The sequence below is a fragment of the Conexibacter sp. CPCC 206217 genome, from assembly GCF_030646165.1.
In the GTDB taxonomy this organism is placed as follows: Bacteria; Actinomycetota; Thermoleophilia; order Solirubrobacterales; family Solirubrobacteraceae; genus Conexibacter.
Genome location: NZ_JAUTDO010000001.1, coordinates 860,016 through 883,951, shown reverse-complemented (window position 1 = coordinate 883,951; position 23,936 = coordinate 860,016). Strand labels below are relative to the sequence as shown.

General features: G+C 71.7%; 25 protein-coding genes. 14 read left to right on the top strand and 11 right to left on the bottom strand.

Annotated elements, in window-relative coordinates; genetic code table 11:
* The first annotated feature begins 11 nt into the window (after window positions 1–11).
* The 7 genes from Q7L65_RS04220 to Q7L65_RS04190 all read left to right on the top strand — a co-directional run bounded on the left by Q7L65_RS04220 (window position 12) and on the right by Q7L65_RS04190 (window position 6,285).
* Window positions 12–770, top strand: a complete 759-nt coding sequence (locus Q7L65_RS04220; RefSeq protein ID WP_304718996.1) for an SDR family NAD(P)-dependent oxidoreductase — start codon at window positions 12–14, stop codon at window positions 768–770.
* A gap of 64 nt (window positions 771–834) precedes the next feature.
* Window positions 835–1,368, top strand: a complete 534-nt coding sequence (locus Q7L65_RS04215) for a VOC family protein (RefSeq protein WP_304718995.1) — start codon at window positions 835–837, stop codon at window positions 1,366–1,368.
* 19 nt (window positions 1,369–1,387) lie between these two features.
* Window positions 1,388–2,107 carry an SDR family NAD(P)-dependent oxidoreductase gene (locus tag Q7L65_RS04210; RefSeq protein WP_304718994.1) on the top strand — a complete coding sequence of 240 codons (720 nt, stop codon included), beginning with the start codon at window positions 1,388–1,390 and terminating at the stop codon, window positions 2,105–2,107.
* A gap of 118 nt (window positions 2,108–2,225) precedes the next feature.
* Window positions 2,226–3,182 (top strand): transketolase family protein, encoded by a 957-nt coding sequence (locus tag Q7L65_RS04205; protein ID WP_304718992.1) that lies wholly within the window; start codon window positions 2,226–2,228, stop codon window positions 3,180–3,182.
* A complete protein-coding gene (locus tag Q7L65_RS04200) occupies window positions 3,179–4,000 on the top strand; it encodes a transketolase (protein WP_304718991.1) in 822 nt (273 codons plus the stop codon). The genes Q7L65_RS04205 and Q7L65_RS04200 overlap by 4 nt, the downstream gene beginning before the upstream one ends.
* Before the next feature lie 97 nt (window positions 4,001–4,097).
* The gene (locus Q7L65_RS04195) at window positions 4,098–5,390 is read left to right on the top strand and encodes a M24 family metallopeptidase (protein ID WP_370552519.1); all 1,293 of its coding nucleotides are present in this window, start codon (window positions 4,098–4,100) and stop codon (window positions 5,388–5,390) included.
* 13 nt (window positions 5,391–5,403) lie between these two features.
* The gene (locus tag Q7L65_RS04190) at window positions 5,404–6,285 is read left to right on the top strand and encodes an NAD(P)-dependent oxidoreductase (RefSeq protein WP_304718989.1); all 882 of its coding nucleotides are present in this window, start codon (window positions 5,404–5,406) and stop codon (window positions 6,283–6,285) included.
* A gap of 51 nt (window positions 6,286–6,336) precedes the next feature.
* Here the strand turns inward: Q7L65_RS04190 and Q7L65_RS04185 are convergent, their stop codons facing one another.
* Window positions 6,337–7,635 (bottom strand): amidohydrolase family protein, encoded by a 1,299-nt coding sequence (locus Q7L65_RS04185; RefSeq protein WP_304718988.1) that lies wholly within the window; start codon window positions 7,633–7,635, stop codon window positions 6,337–6,339.
* 81 nt (window positions 7,636–7,716) lie between these two features.
* Complete coding sequence (locus Q7L65_RS04180; protein WP_304718986.1) at window positions 7,717–8,301, bottom strand: hypothetical protein; 585 nt, start codon at window positions 8,299–8,301, stop codon at window positions 7,717–7,719.
* Window positions 8,302–8,379: 78 nt separating this feature from the next.
* On the opposite strand from Q7L65_RS04180, the gene Q7L65_RS04175 reads away from it, so the two are divergent.
* Window positions 8,380–8,967: a mismatch-specific DNA-glycosylase gene (locus tag Q7L65_RS04175; RefSeq protein WP_304718985.1), complete on the top strand. Its 588-nt coding sequence runs from the start codon at window positions 8,380–8,382 to the stop codon at window positions 8,965–8,967.
* A gap of 78 nt (window positions 8,968–9,045) precedes the next feature.
* On the opposite strand, the gene Q7L65_RS04170 is transcribed toward Q7L65_RS04175, so the two are convergent.
* The 4 genes from Q7L65_RS04170 to Q7L65_RS04155 all read right to left on the bottom strand — a co-directional run bounded on the left by Q7L65_RS04170 (window position 9,046) and on the right by Q7L65_RS04155 (window position 13,329).
* A complete protein-coding gene (locus tag Q7L65_RS04170; protein WP_304718984.1) occupies window positions 9,046–10,569 on the bottom strand; it encodes a S8 family serine peptidase in 1,524 nt (507 codons plus the stop codon).
* Window positions 10,570–10,752: 183 nt separating this feature from the next.
* Window positions 10,753–11,514, bottom strand: a complete 762-nt coding sequence (locus Q7L65_RS04165; RefSeq protein ID WP_304718983.1) for a FadR/GntR family transcriptional regulator — start codon at window positions 11,512–11,514, stop codon at window positions 10,753–10,755.
* Window positions 11,511–12,653 carry a HAMP domain-containing sensor histidine kinase gene (locus tag Q7L65_RS04160; RefSeq protein ID WP_304718982.1) on the bottom strand — a complete coding sequence of 381 codons (1,143 nt, stop codon included), beginning with the start codon at window positions 12,651–12,653 and terminating at the stop codon, window positions 11,511–11,513. Before Q7L65_RS04160 ends, Q7L65_RS04165 begins: the two co-directional genes overlap by 4 nt.
* Window positions 12,646–13,329 (bottom strand): response regulator transcription factor, encoded by a 684-nt coding sequence (locus Q7L65_RS04155; protein ID WP_304718981.1) that lies wholly within the window; start codon window positions 13,327–13,329, stop codon window positions 12,646–12,648. Before Q7L65_RS04155 ends, Q7L65_RS04160 begins: the two co-directional genes overlap by 8 nt.
* A 221-nt stretch (window positions 13,330–13,550) precedes the next feature.
* Between Q7L65_RS04155 and Q7L65_RS04150 the strand changes: the two genes are divergently transcribed.
* The 4 genes from Q7L65_RS04150 to murF are packed head-to-tail and all read left to right on the top strand — an operon-like array spanning window position 13,551 to window position 17,436.
* The gene (locus tag Q7L65_RS04150; RefSeq protein WP_370552518.1) at window positions 13,551–14,459 is read left to right on the top strand and encodes an NAD(P)-dependent oxidoreductase; all 909 of its coding nucleotides are present in this window, start codon (window positions 13,551–13,553) and stop codon (window positions 14,457–14,459) included.
* Window positions 14,452–15,492: a D-alanine--(R)-lactate ligase gene (gene vanA, locus Q7L65_RS04145; RefSeq protein WP_304718980.1), complete on the top strand. Its 1,041-nt coding sequence runs from the start codon at window positions 14,452–14,454 to the stop codon at window positions 15,490–15,492. Before Q7L65_RS04150 ends, vanA begins: the two co-directional genes overlap by 8 nt.
* Window positions 15,489–16,130: a D-Ala-D-Ala dipeptidase VanX gene (vanX, locus tag Q7L65_RS04140; RefSeq protein WP_304718979.1), complete on the top strand. Its 642-nt coding sequence runs from the start codon at window positions 15,489–15,491 to the stop codon at window positions 16,128–16,130. The genes vanA and vanX overlap by 4 nt, the downstream gene beginning before the upstream one ends.
* On the top strand, window positions 16,111–17,436 hold the full coding sequence (gene murF, locus Q7L65_RS04135; protein WP_304718978.1) for a UDP-N-acetylmuramoyl-tripeptide--D-alanyl-D-alanine ligase: 1,326 nt from the start codon (window positions 16,111–16,113) through the stop codon (window positions 17,434–17,436). Before vanX ends, murF begins: the two co-directional genes overlap by 20 nt.
* 131 nt (window positions 17,437–17,567) lie before the next feature.
* Here murF and Q7L65_RS04130 read toward each other — a convergent pair whose 3' ends face one another.
* From Q7L65_RS04130 to Q7L65_RS04115, 4 genes are all read right to left on the bottom strand, one after another.
* The gene (locus Q7L65_RS04130) at window positions 17,568–17,786 is read right to left on the bottom strand and encodes an amphi-Trp domain-containing protein (RefSeq protein WP_304718977.1); all 219 of its coding nucleotides are present in this window, start codon (window positions 17,784–17,786) and stop codon (window positions 17,568–17,570) included.
* A complete protein-coding gene (locus Q7L65_RS04125; RefSeq protein WP_304718976.1) occupies window positions 17,786–19,126 on the bottom strand; it encodes a diacylglycerol kinase family protein in 1,341 nt (446 codons plus the stop codon). Before Q7L65_RS04125 ends, Q7L65_RS04130 begins: the two co-directional genes overlap by 1 nt.
* A gap of 328 nt (window positions 19,127–19,454) precedes the next feature.
* Complete coding sequence (locus Q7L65_RS04120) at window positions 19,455–20,318, bottom strand: ABC transporter permease (protein WP_304718975.1); 864 nt, start codon at window positions 20,316–20,318, stop codon at window positions 19,455–19,457.
* A complete protein-coding gene (locus Q7L65_RS04115; RefSeq protein ID WP_304718974.1) occupies window positions 20,315–21,157 on the bottom strand; it encodes an ABC transporter ATP-binding protein in 843 nt (280 codons plus the stop codon). Before Q7L65_RS04115 ends, Q7L65_RS04120 begins: the two co-directional genes overlap by 4 nt.
* Window positions 21,158–21,373: 216 nt before the next feature.
* Here Q7L65_RS04115 and Q7L65_RS04110 point away from each other — a divergent pair, with 216 nt between their 5' ends.
* Together Q7L65_RS04110 and Q7L65_RS04105 are read left to right on the top strand one after the other, a co-directional pair.
* Complete coding sequence (locus tag Q7L65_RS04110; RefSeq protein ID WP_304718973.1) at window positions 21,374–22,951, top strand: hypothetical protein; 1,578 nt, start codon at window positions 21,374–21,376, stop codon at window positions 22,949–22,951.
* Entirely contained in the window at window positions 22,948–23,322 is a 375-nt protein-coding gene (locus Q7L65_RS04105) for a hypothetical protein (RefSeq protein WP_304718972.1), read from the top strand. Before Q7L65_RS04110 ends, Q7L65_RS04105 begins: the two co-directional genes overlap by 4 nt.
* On the opposite strand, the gene cysC is transcribed toward Q7L65_RS04105, so the two are convergent.
* Window positions 23,319–23,936 carry an adenylyl-sulfate kinase gene (gene cysC, locus Q7L65_RS04100; protein ID WP_304718971.1) on the bottom strand — a complete coding sequence of 206 codons (618 nt, stop codon included), beginning with the start codon at window positions 23,934–23,936 and terminating at the stop codon, window positions 23,319–23,321. The two genes, Q7L65_RS04105 and cysC, sit on opposite strands and share 4 nt — an antisense overlap.

The following is a 23,936-nucleotide window of genomic DNA, read 5'->3' as shown; positions in this document are numbered from 1 at the left end:
AAGGTAGATCCATGTCCGAACAAGAAGCGGTGCTCGTCACCGGCGCGGGTCGCGGCCTCGGCGCCACGATCGCCGAGCGGCTGGCCGCGACCGGCTACGCGGTGCTCGTCACCGACATCGACGCCGACACGGCCGAGCTGGTCGCGCAGAGGATCCGCGACGACGGCGGCGAGGCGCACGCGCTGCGACTCGACGTCACGAGCGAGCAGTCGTGCGAGGAGGCCGTGCGCTACGCCGACGAGCGGCTCGGCGGCCTCTACGGCGTCGTCAACAACGCCGGCATCGTCGCGGCGACGCCGTTCGTCGACATGACGGTCGAGCAGTGGGACGCCGTGCTGACGGTCAACGCGCGCGGCACGTTCCTGGTCTGCCGCGCCGCGGCGCGGGCGATGAGACCGCGCGGGCGCGGGGCGATCGTGAACATCGCCTCGATCGCCGGCCGCGACGGCTTCCCCAAGTTCGCCAACTACGTCGCGTCCAAGCATGCGGTGATCGGGCTGACGCGCACGCTCGCGCGCGAGCTCGGCCCGGACGGGATCCGCGCCAACGCGGTCTGCCCGGGCGCGATAAAGACCGCGATGTGGAGCGCCGAGGCGCAGGACACCGACGATCCCGACGCGGTCTTCGACTCGATCGCCGAGGGCACCTCGCTGCGGCGCAACCAGACCTCGGACGACATCGCGGACGCCGTCGAGTTCCTGATCGGCCCGCGCGCCAACAGCATCACCGGGCAGTCGCTGATCGTCGACAGCGGATTGATCTTCGCGTAGGCGACAGCCGCGACGCGCGCCCGGCTCACCGACCACCACACGCCAGACCAAGGAGGAGCGACCCATGAACGCAGCCGACCTCAGCACCGTCCCGAAGGACTGGGAGATCTCGCACATCTGCATCGCGGTCCCCGATCTCGACGCGTGGAGAGAGCGCTTCAGCCTCATGTTCGGCACGCAGTGGTCCAGCCCCGTCGAGATCGACCACGTCGTGACCGCACCCCGGGCCGAGGGCGGGACCAAGCACATCCGCGGCCGCGGGCGCTACGGCAGCGGGTCGAAGCCGTGGGTGGAGCTGTTCGAGGGCGCGCCGGGATCGCCGTGGGAGGTCACCGACGGCCAGGCCCGTCTGCACCACATCGGCTATTGGGCAGACGACATGGAGGCCGCCGCGCGGCAGCTGGAGACGGCCGGCTACGAGCTCGAGTACGCGAACCGGATCGACGGCCGCGAAGAGGCGCTCATCGGCTGGGCGTACTACCGCCAGCCGGACGGCATCCGGATCGAGATCCATGAGGGCGGCGACCGGGCGGCCTTCCGCCGCTGGGTCGACGAAGGCCAGCCGCTGGTCGTCGACTGGGGCGTCGAGGCCCCCTGACCCGGAGGACGTGCGCGTCATGAAGCTCCAAGGCAAGGCGGCGATCGTCACCGGCGGGTCGCGCGGCATCGGCCGCGCGATCGTCGAGCGGTTCGTCGCGGAAGGGGCCGCGGTCACCGTGATCGACCGTGACGAGCCCGGCACGCCCTTCGACGGCGACGTCGCCTTCGTGCGCGGCGAGGTCGCCGACCCCGCGCTCTGGGACCGCTGCGTGGCGCGCACGGAAACGGCCGCCGACCTCCCCACGGTGCTCGTCAACAACCCCGGCGCCCTTCGCTACCCGCCGATCGACGACCTCGAGTTCATCGACTGGGACCGCGTGGTGGCGATCAACCAGACCGCGGTCATGTTGGCGATGCGCGCGACGATCCCGGGCATGGTCGCCGCCGGCGGCGGTGCGATCGTCAACCTGTCGTCGATCTGGGGCACGGTGGCGGTCCCCGGTGCGGCCGCCTATCACGCGACCAAGGCCGCCGTCCGCGACATGACCAAGAACGCCGCCGTCACCCACGCCGCAACCGGGGTGCGCGTGAACTCCGTCCATCCCGGGATCATCCGCACGCCGCTGATCACGATGCAGGACGCCGCCGTCCGCGCGGAGGTGGTGGCGCGCACGCCGATGGGACGGATGGGAGAAGAGCTCGACATCGCTCACGGCGTCGTCTACCTCGCGAGCGACGAGGCGCGGTTCGTCACCGGCGCGGAGCTTCACATCGACGGCGGATACACCGCGCGATGACCGAGCGCCTGCACCACCTCAGTCCGCGGCCGCTCGGCCGCACCGTCCCGCTTCACCACTTCGAGGAGCTGTTCTTGATTCCCCCCGCGTACCCACCGCCCGGCCGACCGGCGGCCCGATGATGTCTGGTCTGTCCACCGCGGCCGGCCCCGTCGCCTTCGGCGACTCGCTCCTGCGCCGCGGCCGAGAGGACGACCGGATCGTCGTGCTGATCGGAGACCTGGGGCGCTACGTCGACGTCGGCGCGTTCGGCCAGGCGTTCCCCGACCGGCTCCTGCAGATGGGCATGTCGGAAGCGAACATCATCGGCGCCGCAGCCGGGCTGGCGAAGTCCGGCCTGCTGCCGATCGTGGTCACCTACGGCGTCTTCATCGCGCGTCGCGCCTACGACCAGGTCGCGATGTCGCTGGCGACCGGGCCCACCCGCGTGGCGCTGGTCGGGTGCATGCCAGGCATCAGCACGCCGTTCCGCGCCACCCACCAGGCGATCGACGACGTCGCGCTCATGCGCGCAGTGCCGACGATGACGGTCGTCGACCCGGCTGACGCCGTCGACCTGCACGGCGCGCTGCGCGCGGCCGGCGAGGCGGACGGGCCGCTCTACGTGCGCGCGTACCGCGGGAGCCAGCCGGCGTTGAGCCGGCCCCGGGGCGACGAGCGCTTCGCGCTCGGCCGCGCGGTCGAGCTGGAGCCGGAGGGCGAGGTGGCGTTCCTCTCCAGCGGCCTGGCGACGCAATGGGTGATCGAAGCGCGCGCGGAACTGCACGCGCGAGGCGTCGAGAGCGCGCATCTGCACGTCCCGACGATCAAGCCGCTGGACCACGAGGCGGTCGGCGCCTTCTGCGAGCGCCACCGCGTCGTCGTCACCGTCGAGAACGCCTCGACGGTCGGCGGTCTCGGCGAGGCCGTCGCGGGCGTCGCCGCCGGCGGTGGGCTGGGCACGCGCGTCGTGAGGACCGGCGTGCCCGACGTCTGGCCGCCGAGCGGCCGCCTGCCGTACATCCGCGAGCAGCTCGGGCTCGACGCCGCGGGACTCGCCGCACTGGCACTCGACACGCGGGGGACGGTCCGATGACCGGCGCTTCCATCGACCAGCTCCGCACGTGCGCCGCGCGCCTGCGCGCGCACGCCATACGGATCGCGGCCGGCCGCGGCCAGGGCTATGTCGGCCAGGCGCTCGGCACGGCGGAGATCATGAGCTGCCTGTTCTTCGACGCGATGCGCCTCGAGGGGCCCCAGGAGGACCACGACCGCTTCGTGCTCTCGCCCGGCCACTACGCGCTGACGCTCTACGCCGTGCAGCTGGAGCGGGGTCTCTACGACCCTGCCGAACTGGAGACGTACGGCATGGACGGATCGCGCATCGAGGAGAGCCCGCTGGAGGGGCTGCCCGGCTTCGAGATCACCGGCGGGTCGCTCGCCCAGGGCCTCTCGCAGGCGGTCGGGCTCGCGCTCGGCGCGCGGCTGCAGGGGCGCCCCACGCACGTCTACTGCATGATCTCCGACGGAGAGCTGCAGGAGGGGCAGACGTGGGAGGCGCTGCTGTCGGCCGCTCACCACGGGCTCGACAACCTCACGATCGTGCTCGACCGCAACAGACGGCAGGTCGACGGCTCGACCGAGGAGGTCGTCTCGCTCGAGCCGGTCGCGGACAAGCTCGCGGCGTTCGGCAGCGAGGTCGTCGCCGTCGACGGCCATGACGTGGCGGCGCTGCAGACGGCGCTGCGGCGGGACCGGATCACGCCCGGCAAGCCGACCGCGGTCGTCGCGCGCACCGCTCTCGGGCGCGGCGTGCCGGCCTTCGAGCACGCGGACTACCCGCACTACCTGCGGCTCCCACAGGAGCAGTGGGACGCGGCGCGGCGCCTGATCGGCGTCGACGCACCAATCTGAGACGAGCTGGGGACACACCATGCACACACACGTCGGAGGGCCCACACCGGAGGCCCTGCCTCGCAAGTTCACGCCGATCGCGTCGCAGGGCGCCGTGATGGGCGTCGACTGGGAGAGCCGGGTCGACTTCGAGCGCCTGCGCAGCTACCGGATGGCCCGCGCGATGGAGCAGCTGGAGCGCTCCGAGCTCGGAGCGCTGCTGCTGTTCGACATGAACAACGTCCGGTACACCACCGCGACGCACATCGGCAACTGGGCGCGGGACAAGCTGTTTCGCCCGGTGCTGATCACGCGCGGGGAGGAGCCGATCCTGTGGGACATCGGCTCCTCGGCCAAGAACCACCAGATGTTCAACCCCTGGATCTCGCCGGAGAACTGGCGCGCCGGCGTGTCCACGTGGCGCGGCTCGATCCCGGAGGAGGTCGGCGTCGAGCGCGGCAACGCGAGACGGATCGCCGACATCCTGCGCGAGCGCGGCCTGGCCGGCGAGCCGATCGGCATCGACGTGGTCGAGATCCCGGTCCTGAAGGCGCTCGAGGCCGAGGGTCTGGAGGTGCGCAACGGCCAGGAGCTGATGCAGCAGGCGCGGCGGATCAAGTCGGTCGACGAGATCGCGCTGCTGGAGCACGCCGCCGCGATGGTCGACGCCGCCTACGACGAGCTCTACCGCTCGATGCACGTCGGCGTGAAGGAGAGCGAGATGGTCGCCGTGATCAACTCGGTGCTCTACAACCTCGGATCCGAGGAGGTCGAGGCGGTCAACGCGATCTCGGGCGAGCGCTGCAGCCCGCATCCGCACGTCTTCTCCGACCGCGTCATCCGTCCGGGCGACATGGCCTACTACGACATCATCCACTCGTTCATGGGCTATCGGACGTGCTACTACCGCTGCCTCAACGTCGGCGGGGCGACGGCGGTGCAGCGCGACGCCTACAAGCGCGCCCGCTACCACATGGACGCCGCCCTGGCCGAGGTGCGTCCGGGCGCCTCCTCGGCGGACATCGTGCGCCACTTCCCGGCGGCGCAGGAGTTCGGCTTCGCCAACGAGGAGGAGGCGTTCGGGCTGCAGTACTGCCACGGCATCGGGCTCAGCGTCTGGGAGCAGCCGCTGATGAGCCGCTACCACTCCTTCGAGCACCCGATCGAGCTGGAGGAGAACATGGTCTTCGCGCTGGAGACCTACTGGCCGGGCACCGACGGCCTGTCGGCGGCGCGGATCGAGGAGGAGGTGCTCGTGACGGCGGACGGCTGCCGGCTGCTGACGCGCTTCCCGGCGCAGGAGCTGCTGATCACCGGCACGAAGTACTTCAACGGCACGTCGTTCGCCGAGGGTGCCAACGTCCTGCAGCCGCCCAACGAGGCGCACGCCGACATCGGTGCGCTGACGTGAGCGGGGCAGCGGGATGAGCGCACGCGACGTCCCGCGCGTGACGGTGCTCGGCACCGGGCTGCTCGGCTCGCCGGTCGCGGTCAACCTGAGGCGCAGAGGGTGCGAGGTCACCGTCTGGAACCGCACCCATGCGAAGGCCGTGGAGCTGGAGCGCCACGGCCTGCGCGCGCGCGAGCGGCTGACCGACGCGGTCGCCGGTGCCGACGCGGTCGTCTCGCTGCTCGCCGACGGGCCGGTCACCGAGCGGGTGCTGCTCGACGGCGGCGCGCTCGCCGCGATGCGGCCCGGCGCGCTGCTGGTCCAGATGGGGACGATCGGGATCGCGTCGACGGAGCGGCTCGCCGCCGCCGTCGCCGCGTCGGCGGTCTCGCTGGTCGACGCCCCGGTCTCCGGCAGCCGCGTGCCGGCCGAGCGGGGTGAGCTGATCGTGCTCGCGGGCGCGGACGAGGCGGTCCGCGCGCTCGCGGAGCCGTTGCTGCGCAAGATCGGCAGACGGATCCACTGGGCCGGCGACGTCGGTGCGGGCATGCGCCTCAAGCTCGTCGTGCAGACGTGGCTGCTGACGCTGCTGGAGGCGCTGGCGGAGACGGTCGCGCTGGCCGAGACCGCGGGTCTGGACCCGACGCGCTTCCTGGAGGCGATCGAGGACGGGCCGCTCGACCTGCCATACGCCCAGTCGAAGGGCGCCGCCATGCGCGACCGCGCCTTCGATCCCTTCTTCCCGCTGGCGCTCGTCCCGAAGGACGCGGGCCTGGCTCGCGAGCTGGCAGCCGGCGAGACGGAGCTGGTGGCGCCGATGCTCGACCTCGTGATCGCGCGTGCGCGCTCGGCGATCGAGGAGGGGCACGGCGCCGAGGACATGGCGGCGATCTTCCGTGCGAGCCGGCGGCCGTGAGCGGTGGCCGCGGCCCCAGGCGCCCGCGGGTCGACCGCTGCGCGCTCGCGGTCAGCGCGCGCGCCGTTCGGCCGCTTCGAGGACGCGCTCGCCGGTCGTCCGCAGCCGTTGGCCGAGCGCGTCGAGGTCGACGTCCAGGATCCTGTGGTCGCGCTTGCGCCAGCGGCCCGCGATCATCATCGCCTCGATGTCGCCGGCGGCGGCTCGAAGCGCTGTGGCGATCGCGTCGTGCGCGGGCAGCAGGCTCAGTCTGCGCGCGTCGACGGCGATGAGGTCGGCTTGCATGCCCGGCTCGATCCGGCCGATCCGATCGGCGAGGCCGAGCGCCTTGGCGCCTTCGGTCGTCGCCCATGTAAGCGCCTGTCTACTGGTGATCGGGGCGGCGAGGCGTGGAGTCGGCTCGTTGTCGAGGTTGCGCTGGTGAGCGAGGGCGATGCGAGCGGCGGTCATGATCGCGCCGCCGACGACGGCCTCCGTGTCGGTTCCGAGCGAGGGAGCTGCGCCGCGGCGCAGCAGCCGCCCGGTGATCGGCGAGCCATGTCCCTGGCTCAACTCGTTCTCGGGCGTGGCGGTGAACGACGCTCCGGCCTCCACGAGCCTGGCGACCCAGTCGTCGGTCAAGCCGGCGCCGTGAACGACGTTGGTGCGTGGGCCGAGCAGCCCTGCCGCGCGCACGGCGTCCCACCCGGGCTTGGGTCGGTCGCCGCTCTGATGCATCGAGACGATGATGCCCCGCTCCGCGGCGGCTGCGAAGTCGTTCACCGCGACCTCCGGGGTCGACGCCTGCGGCCCGTTGATCGCCATCCCGATCGTCAACAGCCGGTGGCTGCGCGCAACGTCGAGCAAGCGGTCGACCTCGGCGACGGCGTGCGGCACCTCGGCGGCGCGCCGCGGTCCGCCGTGGAGGAAGACGGCGCGGATCTCGGCGCGTGCGATCGCGTCCACGGCCGCGTCCGTGTGTGCGGGAGTGGGCAGGTTGTTGCTCCAGTCACCGAGCGTCGTCGTCCCGCAGTCGATCTGGTTCAGCGCACCCGCGAGCGTCGCGACATGGATGTCGTCCGGCGTGAACCGCTGCGCGGCTCCCTGATGGATCCTGCTGAGGTACTCGGCCAGGCCCCAGTCCGCTCCGAGCGAGCGCAGCGGCGTCTGCCACGTGTGCAGATGCGCGTTGACGAGTCCCGGCAAGACGATGCGGCCGGCCAGGTCGAAGCGGCTCGCGCCCGCTGCGCTCAGACCCTCTCCGACCGCCACGATCCGGTCGCCGACGACGAGCACGTCGAGTCGCTCCACGTCGGGGCGCCCCGGCGTCATCGTGATCACCCGGGCACCGCGCAGCAGCGTCGCGCTCATGCGGCGCCGGTCGCCATACGCGTGCGAGCGGTTCTGCGAGGCCGGTTCGCCCGCATCTGAGGTGGCGCCGGCGCTGCGCGCTCAGCGGGCTCTCTTGACGAATACCGTGATGCTGCGGATCTCGCGGATCGCGAAGACCTTGCCCTCGTATCTCTCGTACTCGCCGCGGTCGATCGCTCTTCTCGGGATTGGCACGCGCAGGGTCTCCACGCCGGTGCCGGTCGCCGTCGAGCCGCTCGCGGCTCCGGAGCGGTAGCCGATCGCGGCCAGCAGGTCGGCGTCGACGTCGGGGTTGCTCAGCACCGCGCTCGCCTGCACGCCGCAGATCGTCCAGCCCTTCTTGACCTCCCAGGAGACGTACGGCGCCCCGACGGTCGTCGTGAATCTCACCGTGCCGGGCTTGGTGCCTCTGCCGGCTCTCGGCTCGCCGGCGAGCGGACGCTGGAGGGCCCGCAGCGGCACGCGGCTCGCCGTCACGGTGCAGCCGTGCCAGCTGTACGTGGGCAGCGGGTGGCCGAGGAAGTAGCCGGCGTTCGCGGACGGCGGGAGCGTCTTGTACTCGGGGCTGCTTCTGAGCCCCTGGCCGAAGGCGATGCCGGGCGCGGCGAGCAGCGCGCCGATCCCGGCGGCCGCTGTGGCGACGGCGACGAGCGGTCGGATGTTCATCGGACCAGCTTACGGTCTCAGGAAGTCGGTTGCCGAGGGTCGCGACGGCCGCGGCTGCGCTCGGGCAGGATGCCGGGCATGGGGTTCACGCGTGCGGAGCTGGAGGCGTTCCGGGACAGGGAGGTCGACGACCTCGTCGGCCCGGGGCTGAGGCTGCTGTTCGTCGGGATCAACCCCGGCCTGTGGACCGCGGCGGTCAGAACGCACTTCGCGCATCCCGGCAACCGCTTCTACCCGGCGCTGACGGCGGCCGGGATCATCGACCGCGAGATCGACCGCGGCACCGGGATGACCGACGCCGACCGGGCGGCCGTCGTGGCGCGGAGGATCGGGATCACCAACCTCGTGCGGCGGGCGACGGCGCGGGCCGACGAGCTGTCGCGCGCGGAGCTGCGCGAGGGCAGCGAGCGGCTGCTGCGGTTCGTCGCCGAGCACCGGCCGGCGGTCGTCGCGATCGCCGGCATCACCGCCTACCGCCACGCCTTCGGCGTCCGCACCGCCGCTCCGGGCCGCCAGCCGGACACGCCCGAGGGCGCGGAGCGGTGGTCGGGCGCGGCGCTGTGGGTGGTCCCCAACCCGAGCGGCCTCAACGCCCACGAGACGGTCGCCTCGCTCGCCGCCGCCTACGCCGCGCCTGCGGTCGAAGCCGGCGTCATCGCGGGGTGAGGGCCGGCGGCCGCGCGGCGCCGCCGTCGGCGAGCCGGCGGCGGCCTGCCGCGAGGCCGGGGAGCGGGGCCGCCATGTTCATCGCGTCTTCGTGAAGCCGACCGCGAACCACGAGCGGTTGCCGGCCGCGTCTGTCGCGGTGACGGTGACGCTGTAGCGTCTGCCGCGCTGCAGCATCCGCTGGCCGTTGGGCTTGCGCAGGCGGTTGAGGTCGATCCGCCGGCCCTTCGCCGGCTGGAGCACGTTCGGCGCCCATTCGCCCTCGACCACGGAGATCGTGCAGCTGCGGCCGATGCGCTTCCCCGGCGTGCATCTGCCGCCGGCGGTCTTGCGGCCTCTCGTGCGGCGCTCGAAGACGAGCCGCACCTTCGCCGGCTCCGACAGTCTGAACGTCAGCGAGGTGCCGACTCTGTTCACTCTGACGGTGATCGTCGGGCGGACTCTGTCGCGCTGCGGCGCCGGGGCCGGCACCGGCTGCGGGGTCGGTCTCGGCGCCGGCGTGCCGGGCGGCGGCGTCGCGGGCGCGATCCCGCGGCGCTGCTGGAAGAGCGTCACGGCGGCCTGCGCGTCGGCGATCCCGCCGCTGACCGACTTGCCGGCCCAGGCCGGCGATCTGCGCGCGCCGTCGACGATCGCCGCGCGCACGTCGGCGGCGCTTGCCGTCGGGTCGATCCCGAACAGGATCGTGGCGAGCCCGGCGGCCGTCGGCGCCGCGTAGCTGGTCGCGCAGGCGGTCGGGCCGAAGCCACCGCCGTTGGTCGTCGTGATGCTGTTCTGCGTCGGCACCGCGACGTCGACCGATCTCGGCCCGTAGGCGCCGCAGTCGAGCCCGTCGTTCGGCGCCGACGTCGAGACGCAGAGCACGTTCGCCGCGTCGAGGCCGCACGGCTGCGGCGACTCGCCGTCGGCGTCGTAGGCGCCGCCGTTGCCGGACGGGATCGTCACGAAGAGCATGTTCGGGTGGCTGAGGATCGCCGTTCTGAGCGAGTCCTCCAGCGGTCCGGACAACCAGCTGAAGCTGGCGACGCGGGTGCCGCGATCGGCCGCCCAGTCGATCGCCGCCGCCTGCACGTACTGGTAGCACTCGTCGCCGTCCCAGCAGGTGCGCAGCGCGACGAAGCGGGCGTTCGGTGCGACACCGGCACCGCCCTGGCCGTTGTTCCAGGCGGCGCCGAGCAGGCCGGCGACCGCCGTCCCGTGGCCGCTGTAGCCGTCGGGGTCGCTCGGGTCGGCATCCGGTCTCAGCGCGCCGTGGTGGGTCGTGCCGATCAGGTCCCAGCCCGAGCTGCCGGCCGCGACGGTGCCGGGGTCGCCGACTCCGTCGGGGTTCGGCGCCGGGACCGCCGCGGGCAGCGAGAACAGCCGCGGTGCGATGTCCGGGTGGTCGAGGTCGAGGCCGGTGTCGGCGACCAGCACCGGCACGTCGGCGAGCGGGCGCGCGATCGAGTCCAGCGCTTCGGGGACGTGCATCAGCCGCAGCGGCTCCTGCTGCGCGGCCTGCGGGTCGGTCGGCGCGGCCGCGGAGGCGGCGCCGGGGAGGAGGGCGGCGGCCGCGACCGACGCGGCGAGCAGGCCCGTGGTGATGAGGCGTCGTCTGGTCATGGCGTCGCAGTCTTCCGGGATGCGGATGAAGCGATGATGAAGACGCTCCGCCTTCCGGTCAACCGCCGGCGCGCTCGTCGCAGCGATCCTGGGCGGCGTCGTGATCATGCTGGCTGCCGGAAGCAGCGACCACGTGGAATCGGCGATCGACCTCGTCGTGGACGGCAAGGATCCCGCCGCGCGCTACGACGTCGTCGCCGCCCTCGGGCCCGGCAGCGATCCGCAGCCCCGATCGCCGGAGTCGTCGTAGAAGCGCAGCAAGTGCTCGCCGGACAGCCGCCGCGCGGTCTCGCCGTCGCCGTCGCGGACGGCCCGCAGGATGCCCTCGTGCTCGGCGATCAACTGGGCGAGCGTCGGGCGCGGGTCGGTGAGTGACTTCAGACGCGACAACAACGCTTTGGACACCGTGTCTCGCACGGCCAGCATCACGATCGTCAGCGACTCGCTGCCGGAGGCCCGCACCAACTCGAGGTGGAAGCGGATGTCGGCGCGCTCGAACGCCTCGACGTCCGCGCCCGCCGCGCGCATGGCCGTGATCTGATCGTGCGCGGCTGTGAGGTCGGGCTGCGGGTCGCTGTTTGCGGCCTGCTCGGCGCCCGCGCCCTCGAGCGTCGCGCCGAGGCCGATGAGGTCGTCGAGCGGCACACGTCCGAGTCGCAGCAGGTGCACGAGCGTCTCGCGCAGCGGTTCGGTCGTCAACGCGTCGGGTGCGACGACCCGCAGCGGCGACGTCGGGCCGGTCACGACAGCCAGGCCTCTGGTCTGCAGCGCGCGCAGCGCCTCGCGGATCGTCGTGCGGCCGACGCCGAAGTGCGCGCACAGCTCGCGCTCGGGCGGCAGCGCGCTGCCCGGGACCATCTCCCCGCTGAGGATCGCCTCACCGAGCGCGTCGGCGACCTGCTCGTAGACGGGGCGCCGTTCCAGGTGCTGCGCAGCGGAGATCACGGCGTGCGGGTGTTGACGTTCATCCGGCGGTCATCCGTCGCGTGCGGCGGCGCGGCGGGGAGTTGCACCGTGACGCGGAGGCCGCCACCGGCGCGGGGATCGAGCGTGAGGATTCCGTCGTGCGCTTGGGCGATGCTCTTGACGATCGCCAGGCCGAGCCCGACGCCTGCGTGGTCGGTCCGTGTGCGTCTGCTTCCGCGCTGAAACGGTTCGACAAGCGTGGCGATCAGCTGCGGGGTGAGCTGCTCGCCGGTGTTCTCGACCGTGAGCAGGACGCTTCCCGGATGAACGCGGGTCGTGATCCATACGGTGCCGTGCTCTGACAGGTTGTGCACGATCGCGTTGTGCACGAGGTTCGTCGCCATCTGCAGCAGGAGGGCCGGTGAGCCGGTCGTCGGAGTGACGTCGCCGGCGGCCTCGATGGTGACGCCGCGTCCTTCTGCGAGGGGGAGCAGCGTCTCGGCGGCTTCTTCGGCGATGAGGGACAGGTCGACGTGCTCTCGGATGAATGTCCGCTGGTCTGCACGGCTGAGCAGCAGCAGCGCCTCGGTGAGGTCGATCGCTCGGGTGTTGACCGCGTGGAGACGTTCGACGAGCTCGCCGTTGTCGCGATTGGGATCCTTGCGGGCCACGTCGAGCAGCGTCTGCGTGACCGCCAGCGGGGTGCGCAGCTCGTGGGAGGCATTGGCGGCGAACCGCTGCTGTTCGGCGACCTGCGCTTCGAGCCGCGCGAGCATCGCGTCGAAGGCGTCGGCGAGCTCGCGAAACTCGTCTCTACGGCCACGCAGCCGGATTCGGTGAGAGAGCGATCCGTTTGTGGCCATGCGTGTCGCCTCGGTGATGCGAGCCAGAGGGGTGAGCATCTGGCCGGCGAGAATCCACCCTCCCACGAGACCGAACACCAGCAGGGCCGCCAGCGCGATCGCCGCCTTCGGCGCGAAGGCGTCCAGCAGATCGGAGCGGTTGGGAACGAACGGACCGGGCATGCCGCCGGGTCCCAGGAGGAACACGCGTTCGGGCACGTAGCGCAGCAGGAACACCCACACGACCGCGAGCAACAGGGCGCCGGCGAGCATCAGGAAGCCGGCGTAGCTGAGGGTGAGTTTGAGGCGGACGCTCAGGCCGGGGAGCCTATCCACGGTCACCTTCCCCGCGCCCGCTGTCGATGCGGTAGCCGGCGCCGGCCACGGTGGCGATGATCGAGGGTTCACCGAGGCGTCTGCGCAGTGCCGAGACCGTGATGCGCACGGCGTTGGTGAACGGGTCCGCGTTCTCGTCCCACGCCCGTTGCAGGAGCTCTTCGGGGCTCACGACACCGCCTTCGGCCGCGATGAGGACTTCGAGCACGGCGAACTGCTTGCGCGTCAGCGCGACGTAGCGGCCGTCGCGGTAGACCTCGCGGCGGAACGGATCCAGCCGCAGACCGGCGATCTCTCGCACGGGCGGCCTGTGGTGGGCGCGCCGGCGGTCGAGCGCGCGCAGTCGCAGCACGAGCTCCTGGAGTTCGAAGGGCTTGGTGAGGTAGTCGTCGGCGCCGAGCTCGAATCCGGTGGCCTTGTCGTCGAGGTGGCCGGCGGCGGTGAGCATGAGGATCGGCATGCCGCTGCCTGACGCGATGATGCGTTTGGCGATCTCGTCACCGGACGGGCCGGGGATGTCGCGGTCGAGCACGGCGATCTCATAGGTGTTGACGCTCAGCAGCGCCAGCGCGGTGTCGCCGTCGCCTGCGATGTCCGCCGCGATCGCCTCCAGGCGCAGGCCGTCGCGGATCGCTTCCGCCATGTAGGGCTCGTCCTCGACGATCAGCACGCGCACAGTTCGATGCTACGAGCTGGCGCATATCGCCGACGTATCGAAAACCGCATACGCGCCGGCAACACCCCCGTGCGTTGACTGAGCGCATGATCCGCATCGAACCAGCACCAACCATGGCCCGCCGGACTCGATCGCCGGCGTCCTCGTCCGCTTCTGCCGGACCAAGCGTGGGCGTGACGATCTACGGGTGCGGGCCGGACGAGGCCACCCGCTTCCGTGAGATGGCGCCTCGCCTCGGCGTCGTGCCGACGATCACCGCGGCAGCGGCAGCCGAAGGCAACATCGGCCTGGCGCGCGGGAACCGCTGCGTCAGCATCGGTCACAAGACGCACGTCACGAACGCCACGCTGCTCGCGCTCAGCAAGGCCGGCGTGACGTACATCTCCACGCGCAGCGTCGGATACGACCACATCGACGTGAGTTACGCGGAGGCGGTCGGCATCACCGTGGCAACCGTCGCCTACTCACCCGACAGCGTTGCCGATTACACGCTGATGCTGATGCTGATGGCGGTGCGACATGCCAAATCCGTCATCAGGCGGACGGACGTTCACGACTACAGCTTGAACGACGTGCGCGGGAAGGAGCTGCGCGACCTGACCGTCGGGGTGATCGGAACGGGACGCATCGGCCACGCGGTGATCGACCGGCTGCGAGGATTCGGCTGCCGGGTGCTCGCGTATGACACGCGGCCCACAACCGCTGCCGGCGAGTACGTAACGCTCGATGCGCTGATCGAGCACAGCGACATCGTCACGCTCCACACGCCGCTCACCGCGGCAACGCACCATCTGCTCGATCGCCACCGCATCGAACGGATGAAGCGCGGCGCGGTGATCGTCAACACCGGACGCGGCGCGCTGCTCGACACCGAGGCGCTCGTCTCGGCGTTGGAGTGCGGCCGACTGGACGGCGCGGCGCTGGACGTGCTCGAGGGGGAGGAAGGGATCTTCTACGCCGACTGCCGCGATAAGCCCGTCGAAAGCCAGCTGCTGCTGCGCCTGCACAGGCTGCCGAACGTGCTGATCAGTCCACACACCGCCTACTACACCGAGCACGCCCTGAACGACACCGTCGAGAATTCACTGACCAACTGCCTGACCTTCGTCAGCAGGGAGCGACATGGATAAGTTGAGGATCGGGATCATCTTCGGCGGCTGCTCCGAAGAGCATCCGATCTCCGTCAAATCGGCGCGGGAGGTCGCGCGTCACCTCGATCTCGCGAGGTACGAACCGTTCTTCATCGGGATCACGACCAGCGGTGCCTGGAAGCTCTGTGACGGCCCCGACGCAGACTGGGCGAACAGCCGCTGCCGGCCCGCCGTCCTGTCACCGGACCGGAGCGCGCACGGGTTGCTCGTCCTCGAGCAGGGACGCTACGAGACGGTCGCGCTCGACCTGGTGCTGCCCGTCCTGCACGGCAAGCTCGGCGAAGACGGTGCGATGCAGGGCCTGCTGGAGCTCGCCGGCATCCCCTATGCGGGCTGCGACATCCAGAGCTCCGCCCTGTGCATGGACAAGTCGCTGGCGTACATGGTCGCCAGAGACGCCGGGATCGCGACGCCGAAGTTCTGGACCGTGACGGCGAACGAGCACGTCGATCCCGACCGGCTCACCTATCCCGTCTTCGTGAAGCCGGCCCGCTCGGGCTCGTCGTTCGGTGTCACCAGGGCGTCACGCAGAGACGAGCTGTCGAGCGCGGTGCAGGCCGCGATGAAGTACGACTCGAAGGTGCTGATCGAGGAGGCGGTGCCCGGCAGCGAGATCGGATGTGCCGTCTTGGGCGACGATCGCGATCTGTTCGTCGGCGAGGTCGATCAGATCGCACTCTCGCACGGCTTCTTCAGGATCCATCAGGAGGACGCGCCGGAACGCGGCTCCGACAACTCGACCGTCACCGTTCCCGCCGACATCCCTGAAGCGGCTCGCTCGCGCGTGCGGGAGACGGCGAAGGCCGTATATCGCGCGCTGGGCTGTAGGGGGCTCGCGCGGGTTGACATGTTCCTGAAAGACGATGGTCACGTGGTCCTCAACGAGGTCAACACGCTGCCCGGAATGACGTCCTACAGCCGCTACCCGCGGATGATGGCGGCCGCCGGACTGCCGCTTGGCGAAGTGATCGACCGAATCGTGACACTGGCTCTGGCCGGGAGAGGACGATGAACGACGACTTCGCCTTCGTCGACGAGCTTGTGTCCGGAATACGGTGGGACGCGAAGTACGCGACATGGGACAACTTCACCGGCAAGCCGGTCGACGGATATCTGGCCAACCGCATCGTCGGCACGAGAGCGCTGTGCGCAGCGCTGCGACGAGCCCGCGAGGAAGCCGCATCGCTCGGCTTCGGCCTGCTGCTGTGGGACGGCTATCGGCCGCAACGCGCCGTGGATTGCTTTCTGCGCTGGGCGCAACAGCCGGAGGAGGTCCGCACGAAGCGCCGCCACCACCCGAACATCAGCAAGGCCGAGATGTTCGAGCAGGGGTATGTGGCTGTGAAGTCGGCCCACACTCGGGGCAGCACCGTCGACTTGACGCTCTACCGCCTCGCCACCGGTGAGCTTGCTCGCATGGGTGGTGACTTTGACCTGATGGACGCGGCCTCTCATCACGAGGCGAGCACAATCACGGCGGTCGAAACAAGCAACCGACGGTCCCTCCGCGGGCTGATGGACACCTGCGGTTTCCACGCATACGAGCGCGAGTGGTGGCATTACACGCTCGCAGACGAACCGTATCCAGACACCTACTTCGACTTCTCCGTCGTCGGGCGGGGTGAGGCGCATGCGCTTCTCGACGGTTGAGCTGGCAGCCGATCTGGGCGGTGAGCTGGTCGGGCCAGACGTCAGCGTCGACGGGGCGAGCATCGACTCGCGGACGATCCGCCCTGGGCAGCTCTACGTCCCGATCGTGGCCGAGCGCGACGGCCATGCCTTCATCTCGGCAGCGTTCGACGCTGGCGCGCCGGCCTACCTCACCGCGCAGGAGCCGGCCGGCGGGACCGCCATCCGCGTCCGCGACACCGCCGCCGCGCTGTTGCGCCTCGGGTCGGCGGCGCGCGGTCGGGTCGGCGGCGCGATCGGCATCACAGGGTCGGTCGGCAAGACCACCACCAAGGATCTCCTGGCCGGCTGTCTGGCGTCGACGTTCTGCACCGCCGCGAGCGAGCGCTCCTTCAACAACGAGCTCGGCCTCCCGCTGACGCTCCTCAACGCGTCGGACGCTGCACGATGGGCGGTCCTCGAGATGGGGGCCCGGCGTGTGGGAGACATCAAGCGGCTGGCCGACGTCGCACGTCCCGACGTCGGCGTCGTGACCAGCGTCGAGATGGCTCACGTGGAGTACTTCGGTGACCTCGACGGCGTCGCCCGCGCCAAGGGCGAGCTGCCGGCCGCCCTGCCGGCGTCCGGCCTCGCGGTCTTGAACTTCGACGACCCCCGGGTCCGCGCGATGGCGTCGCTCAGCGCGTCTCCCGTGCTCGGGTATGCGGTGGGCGCCGACGCCGATGTGCGGGCCGACGACATCGCGCTCGACCGTGACCTGCGTGCACGGTTCCGCCTGTCGTCGCCGTGGGGGCGGACCGAGGTCCGGCTGGCGCTGCACGGCGCCCAGCAGATCCCGAACGCGCTGGCCGCGGCGACGGTCGCGCTCTGGTGCGGGGTCCCGATCGAGACCGTCGCCGCGGCGCTGGAAGAGAGCCAGGGCCCACCCCTGCGCATGGAACTCCGTCACATTCGCGGCGGTCCCCGCTTGGTCGTCGACTGCTTCAACGCGAACCCGGCGTCCGCCGAGGCGGCGGTGCGCTCGCTGGCCGCGTTGCCGAGCGAGCGCAAGCTGGCAGTCCTCGGCCTGATGGCCGAGCTGGGGGAGCAGAGCGAGTCCGAGCATCGCCGGATCGCCCTGCTGGCGGAGGAACTCGGGATCGACGTGGTCGGATACGAGACCGGGCTCTACGGCGAGACGCGCGTGATGGGTGTTGACGAGGCCGTCGCCTTGCTGCGGACGATGGGCCCGCGTGACGCGGCGCTTGTGAAGGGCAGCCGCGTCACGCGACTCGAAGACGTCGTGCGCGCATACGTACAGGCCGAGGGCGAGGTCCGATCGGAATGAGGCGGTGCGGGCCGCCGGATCAGCCGGTGAACGACTCTGCGTCCACGTTCGCCGCGGCATCCTCGTGCTCGGCGAGGACGAGCGCGCCTCGCGGGCGCCCACCGTCTGAACGACCGTGAGCGCCCCGGCCGTCACCAGGTCAGCTCTATCTCCAGCTCGCTCTCGTCGCTCTCCAACTCGAGCTCGATCTTGAGGTTGACCTCGTCGGGGACGTGCACGTTGAAGCGCAGGCCGCCGCGTTCGAACTCGACGTCGTTGTGACGGGCGAGCATGTCGGCGAGTCTGCGCAGTCGCGCCGCGGCCTCTTCGCGGCCGACGCGCTCCTTCTGCTCTACGGAGAAGATGTCCATCAGGGCTCCCTGGTCGTCGTGTCGATCTGGTGGGCTGGAAGGCGTGCGTGGGCTGACATCGGCGTGAGCTCGCCGCCGGCCGCGAGGCGGGCGAGCGCGCGGGCGCTCCGCGCGAGCCCGTCGGGCAGCGCGGCAGAAGGGGAGGCGCCCGGATGCTGCGGCGCGACACGCACGCGCAGCACCCCCGGACGGACGTGGAAGCGCAGCGGCGGGTCGAGCTGCACGGCCTCGCCGTCGATGCCCGCCGGGACGGGGTGGTCGGCCGCGACGGCGAACGACGGCGCCGCCCATTCGCGCAGCGGTCGCTGCGGAAGGTGCCGCGACTGGGCGCGACCGGCCGGCGCCCCCGCGACCGTGATCCCGAGCAGCCCGTCGTCGATGCAGGGGCGCGTCCCGGAGCCGATCGCGCGGCCGAGCCGGTAGCGGTTGTTGGAGACGAGGATGACGGCGCCCGCCGAGTGCTCGTGTCCGCCCGGTCCCGTCCAGCGCAGGTCGAGGCCACGGCCCTGCGGTCCGACCACCTCCGGCACCGTGTCGAGCAGCGTGCGCAGCTTCGCGTCGCGGTAGCCCGTTCTCTGGACCGCCTCGGCGTAGAGGCCGAGCGAGACGTTGTTGACGAACACGCGGCCGTTGACCTCGGCCAGGTCGACGCGACGCTCGCCGCCGCGCACGAACGCGTCGAGCGCTCCGACGACGTCGTCGCGGTCGACGCCGAGGTCGAGCGCGAAGTGGTTGCGGGTGCCGGCGGGGATGCACGCGTAGGGGAGGTCGTACTCTGCGGCGACCATCGCGACGATCGCCTGCGACCCGTCGCCGCCGGCCATCGCGAGCCCGTCGGCGCCGGCCGCGACCGCGTCGCGCACCAGCCGCTCGAGATCCCAGTCGGGCGCTCCGAGCTCGATCGGCTCGATCCCGCGCGCCCGCGCCTCGTCCGCGAGCGCGAACCGCTCCGCCTTCCCGCCGCCCGACTTCGGGTTGTAGAACAGCACGGGCCGCTGCGGCGCCGGCTGCGACGGGAGCCGCACGCGGACCTCGAACGCGCTGCGCGCGAGCGCCAGGCCGATCACGAGCAGCGCGACGACGAGAATCTCCTCGATCGCGCCGTCGGAGACGACGAGGGCGAGCGCGGCGCCGAGTCCGATCAGGCCGATCAGCAGCCCGGCGACGCGGATCGCCCCGGTTCGCAGGACGCCGTGCCACGCGGCCACGACCGCGATCGTCACGCACGCCAGCGCGATCAGGCCGCGCGGGAACTCCACCACCGCGACGACGACCGCGAGCACCAGCCCGGCGGCGCCGAACGACAGCGCACCGATCGCCGCCAAGCGTCGCCGGCTCATGCGGTCACCTCCTCCGAATCGATGCTGTGACGCCACGAACGCCAATCGAAGCGCATCTCGGTGGCCGCGGCATCGCCCGGACCGGGTGAAACGTTCACCGAGACCTCGGCCTCGCCGACGTCGCCGGCCCCAGCTGGTCATCCCCATCAGCAGGTCGACCAGCTCGGTTCCCCTCGTGGTCAGGTGGTACTCGTAGCGCGGACGCCTGTCTCCGATCACGTCGAGCGTGCGCGCGATCGAACAGGCCATCTCGCTGAAGCTCGTCCGCTGCGTGGCGGGAGTCTAGTGAGCGGGGTTCCCCTACAAGACTCTGCCGTGGTTCCGCTGCTCAGAGGTCGCGGCGCTTGAACGCCAGCGCCGCGACCGCCACCGCCGCTGCCGACCAGGCGACCGCCCACGGCCAGATCGCGGCGCTGATGTCGCTCGCGCCGCCGAACGGGCCCAGCTGCACGATCACGCCGGCCGCGCCGCCGATGTCCGAGGTCAACGCGTAGAGGCCGTTCTGGTAGAGCGCCTCGAACGGGACGAGCCACGAGATGATCGAGCTCGCGGTCTTCAAGCCCTCGATGTCGAGCCCGTCGCCGATCTGGCCCAGCAGGCCGGCGGTGAGGCCGGTCGCGAAGACCATGAAGATCGCGATGCCGTTGGCGGTCGTCCCGAGCACCGTCGAGCCGAGCAGCGAGATCGCCACGACGGTGACGACCGCGAGCGCCAGGCCGGCGGCGGGGACGACGTGCGAAGCGGGCGTGAAGTCGCCGGCGGCCCGTGTGATCAGCGCCGCGGCGAGGAAGACGATCACGACGTACGGCGCGCAGACGGCGGAGGCGGCGAGCAGCCGTCCGGTCAGCAACGTCGTGCGCCCCACCGGACGCACGACGAGCGGCTGCAGCAGGCCGCGCTCGGCGTCGCCGCGGACCGCTCCGAGCGTCAGGAAGATCGCCAGCACCACGCCGAGGAAGAGCGCGACGAACATCGCCAGGCCCAGCAGCGTCCCGCCCGCCAGCGCCCGCTCGTCGATCGGGACGATGCCGGCGGGCCCGCCGCTCGTCCGCTCCAGCGAGGCGAACGCCTCGAACGCGGCCAGCGCGTAGAGGCCGAGGAAGACCGCGGTCAGCAGCGCGACGACGAGCAGCACACGCCGGCGGACCGCCTCTCGCAGCGCATGACCGGCGATCGTGATCGCGTCGCTCATCCGTCGCGCCCCACGACGGCGGCGAGGTAGGCGTCCTCGAGCGTTCCGCTGACGACGCGCACGCCGTAGACCTCGGCGCCGGCGGCGACCAGCTCGCGGACGATCCGCGGAATGTCCTCGCGGCGCGCGTCGGGCAGGCGCCGCACGCCTTCGGAGGTCTCGACCTCGACGCCGCCGGGCGCGGTCAGGTCGTCCGGCCGTCCCTCCGTCACGACGCGGCCGCGGTCGACGATCACGACCCGGTCGCAGACGAGCTCGACCTCGCTCAGCAGATGGGAGTTCAGCAGCACGCCGACGCCCTGGTCGCGCAGCCCGAGGAGCAGGTCGCGCACCGTCCGCCGGCCGCCCGGGTCGAGCGCGCTCGTCGGCTCGTCGAGCAGCACGAGCCGCGGCTCGCCGATCAGCGCCTGGGCGATCCCGAGCCGCTGCTGCATGCCCTTGCTCATCGTCTCCACGCGGCGCTCGCCCTCGCCGTCGAGGCCGACCCGCGCCAGCAGCGCCGCGCGCTCCGCGGCCCCGCCGTCGGAGCGGGCCAGGCGCTGGTGCAGCACGAGCACCTCGTCGGCGCTCGCCCAGCCGGGGAAGCGGAACAGCTCCGCGAGGTAGCCGAGCGACGCGCGCGCCGCCCGGCTGCCGGCGGGCGCGCCCGCGACGGTCACCTCTCCGGCGGTCGGCCGGACCAAGCCGCAGGCGATCTTCACCAGCGTCGACTTGCCCGCCCCGTTGGGCCCGAGCAGGCCGACCAGCTCGCCCGCCGCCACCGTGACGTCGACGGCGTCGAGCGCGGTCGTCGCGCCATAGCGCTTGGAGACGGCACGGGCGGACAGGGCAGCGGTCATCCCGCACAGCCTTACCGACGGTGCCGACGGCTGCGGCCCGATCGATCGCGGCACTGAATCCGGTCCATCGGCGAAGATGTCACGCGACCGCCGCCGCCGCTCAAGCTGACGCCCGCGCCTGCCGATCGAAGAGATGTCTGTGCGCCACGATCGCGGCGCACCTGTGTCCCCCGGCAAGCAATGAGGAACGTCGTGTCCAGATCGAGCAGGAAATCGTTGGCGGTCGCGTTGGTGCTGGGGGCGTCGGTCCTGCTGGCGCCGGCCTCCGCCGGCGCGTTCGGGACCGTCGACGTCGGCGGCCAGCACGCCGAGCACGAGAAGATCACGCGCGTGCTGTCGTGCGACGCGACCGACGCTCCGGCTCGCTGCTTTCAGCCGAAGTCGCTGGACGAGCTGGCGGGCGCGTCCGGCACGTTCGGCGCGGTCGGCGCGCCCGACCGCCTGTTGGAGGTGACCCAGGACGGTTCCGCGCACTGCGACGCCGGCGACTACCTGCCGGGCATTCCGTATGCGGCGACGGGTGCCGCCAGAGCCGCGTTGGCGTTGAAGGCCTGCATCGACTCGTTCGAGCGCCACCTCGACGAGGCGCTCGCCGCGGCGGACGACCTCGTCGACGCCGACAGCGTGATCCCGCGCCAGGCGAGAATCAACTTCGTCGAGTCGGGCATCAACGGCGGGACCACCGAGCAGTCGGCCTGCACCTACCCGCGCGTCGCCTCCGACGGTGCCCGTCAGTCGGCCAAGTGCCGCGTCTACAACGGGCTTGGGCGCGCGCTGCACGCCGCCGAGGACTTCTGGTCGCACAGCAACTGGGCCGACCAGGCCGACCCGAGCAAGCCGACGATCCTGCCGCCGGGTACGAGACAGACGATGTGGAGCGGGTGGAACTGGGTCTGGGTCACGCCGGGCAACAGCGTCGATCCCGTCTACTCGCTGACCAACCCGATCGGCCTGCACAAGAGCGAGCTGGTGCCGTTCCTGCGCTACCCGGTCGCGCGCGACACGATCCCGAGCGAGGCTGACGAGCGGGCCGGCAGCGCCCCGATCACCGGCTGCGACGACTCGCTCGAGGAGCTGGTCAAGATCACCCTGCCGGAGTGCGTCGGCCGCGTCCCGCACAGCGTGCTGAACAAGGACAAGGGCCTGATCAACTGGCGCACGGGCGGCACCAGCGACCCGTCGACGCCGCGCGGCAAGACCGCCGACAACTTCGCCCGCGCGGTCGACGGCGCGCGTCGCCAGGCGAAGGCCGTCTGGGGCGACCTCGCCGAGCGCGTCGTCGCTCGTTACGGCGAGCGCCGCGGCGCGCTGATGGTGCGTGCGATCACGAGCGACACGCCGTGGACGGACTGCCGCATCGGCGCCTCGGCCGGCAACGAGCGGGCCTACTACCCGCCCGTCGGCGCCGGCACCGCGCTGCGCTCGATCACCGCGCGCGTCATCAACCGCACCGACCAGGCGCTCGCGTGCGACGTGATCACGTTGGACTACGGCGAGTGGGCGAGCATGCCGCCGGACGCGGTCGCCGCGAGCAACGAGCGCACGTTCCGCGTCGAGAGCAACATGAGCAGCAACGGCAAGGCCGGAGGGCCGGAGGGCACAGTGACGTACAAGATCGGTCGCACCGCCTACAGCGTGCGCTTCACGTTCAACAACCCGATCGTCGGGTCCAACAGCTTCAGCTGCGGGTTCCTGCGCGGCGACCGGCCCGATGCGACGGCGCCGTACCGCTGCGCCGTCGAGAACCAGGGCGGCAACGACGCCAGCCCGCGCTTCGTGGTGTCGGCCCGATGAGCGCGCTGCGACGGTTCCGGCGGGGCGGGCTGACGGCGATCGTCGCCGCCGGCCTGCTCGCCGCCACCGCGACCGGTGCGCAGGCGTCGAGCGGCACGGTCGACGGGCTGCGCCTGACCAGCTGCCCGGGCGACCTCGCCACCGACGTCGGGCTGTTCAGACACGGGCTGTCGTGCGGCCGGGCGCTCAGGCTCGCCGCCTCGGCCGCCGACTCCGATCGCTGGTGCCCGGCCGGCTGGCGTCACCGCACCGGCGTGCGGATGGCGGGCGTCAACCCGCGCAGATCGGGCTACCCGGCCCTGACGCTGTGCTCGCGCAAGACCTCCGGCGACGGCCGGCAGGCGTTCACGTACTTCCTGCCGAACGGTTAGCCGTTGTCGAACGCGGGCGCGCCGGTCTGCGCATGCAGGGCCGCGGCGATCAGGTCGAGCGCGCGGGTGGGGGTGACGTCGGGCGTGACCTCGACCTCTGGCGCCAGCGGCGGCTCGTACGTGAGGTCGAAGCCGGGCACGTCGCGTAGGTCGCGGTCGATCGCGCGGTGGTAGATCCCGCTCGGGTCGCGCTCGACGCAGACCGCCAGCGGCGTGTTGACGAAGACCTCGATGAACGGGATCCCGTTCTGCTCGTGCACGCGCCGCGCCGCGCTGCGCCCCTCGGCGAACGGCGAGACGGCCGCGATGATCGCGATCGTGCCGGCGTCGCCGAACAGGCGCGCCAGTTCCGCGAGGCGGCGGTTGTTCTCCTTGCGGTCGTCGCTGGAGTAGCCGAGGTCGGAGCAGACGCCGTCGCGCAGCGTGGTGGCGTCGAGCCGGTAGGCCGGGCGTCCCGCCTTCAACAGCGCCGCCTCGATCGTCTGGGCGAGCGTCGTCTTGCCGGCCCCCGGCAGCCCGGTCAGCCAGATCGTCGCACCGCTGCGCCCGAGCGCGTCCCAGCGCTGCTCACGGCTGAGCGAGCCCTCGTGCCAGGTGACGTTGTCGCTTCTCAT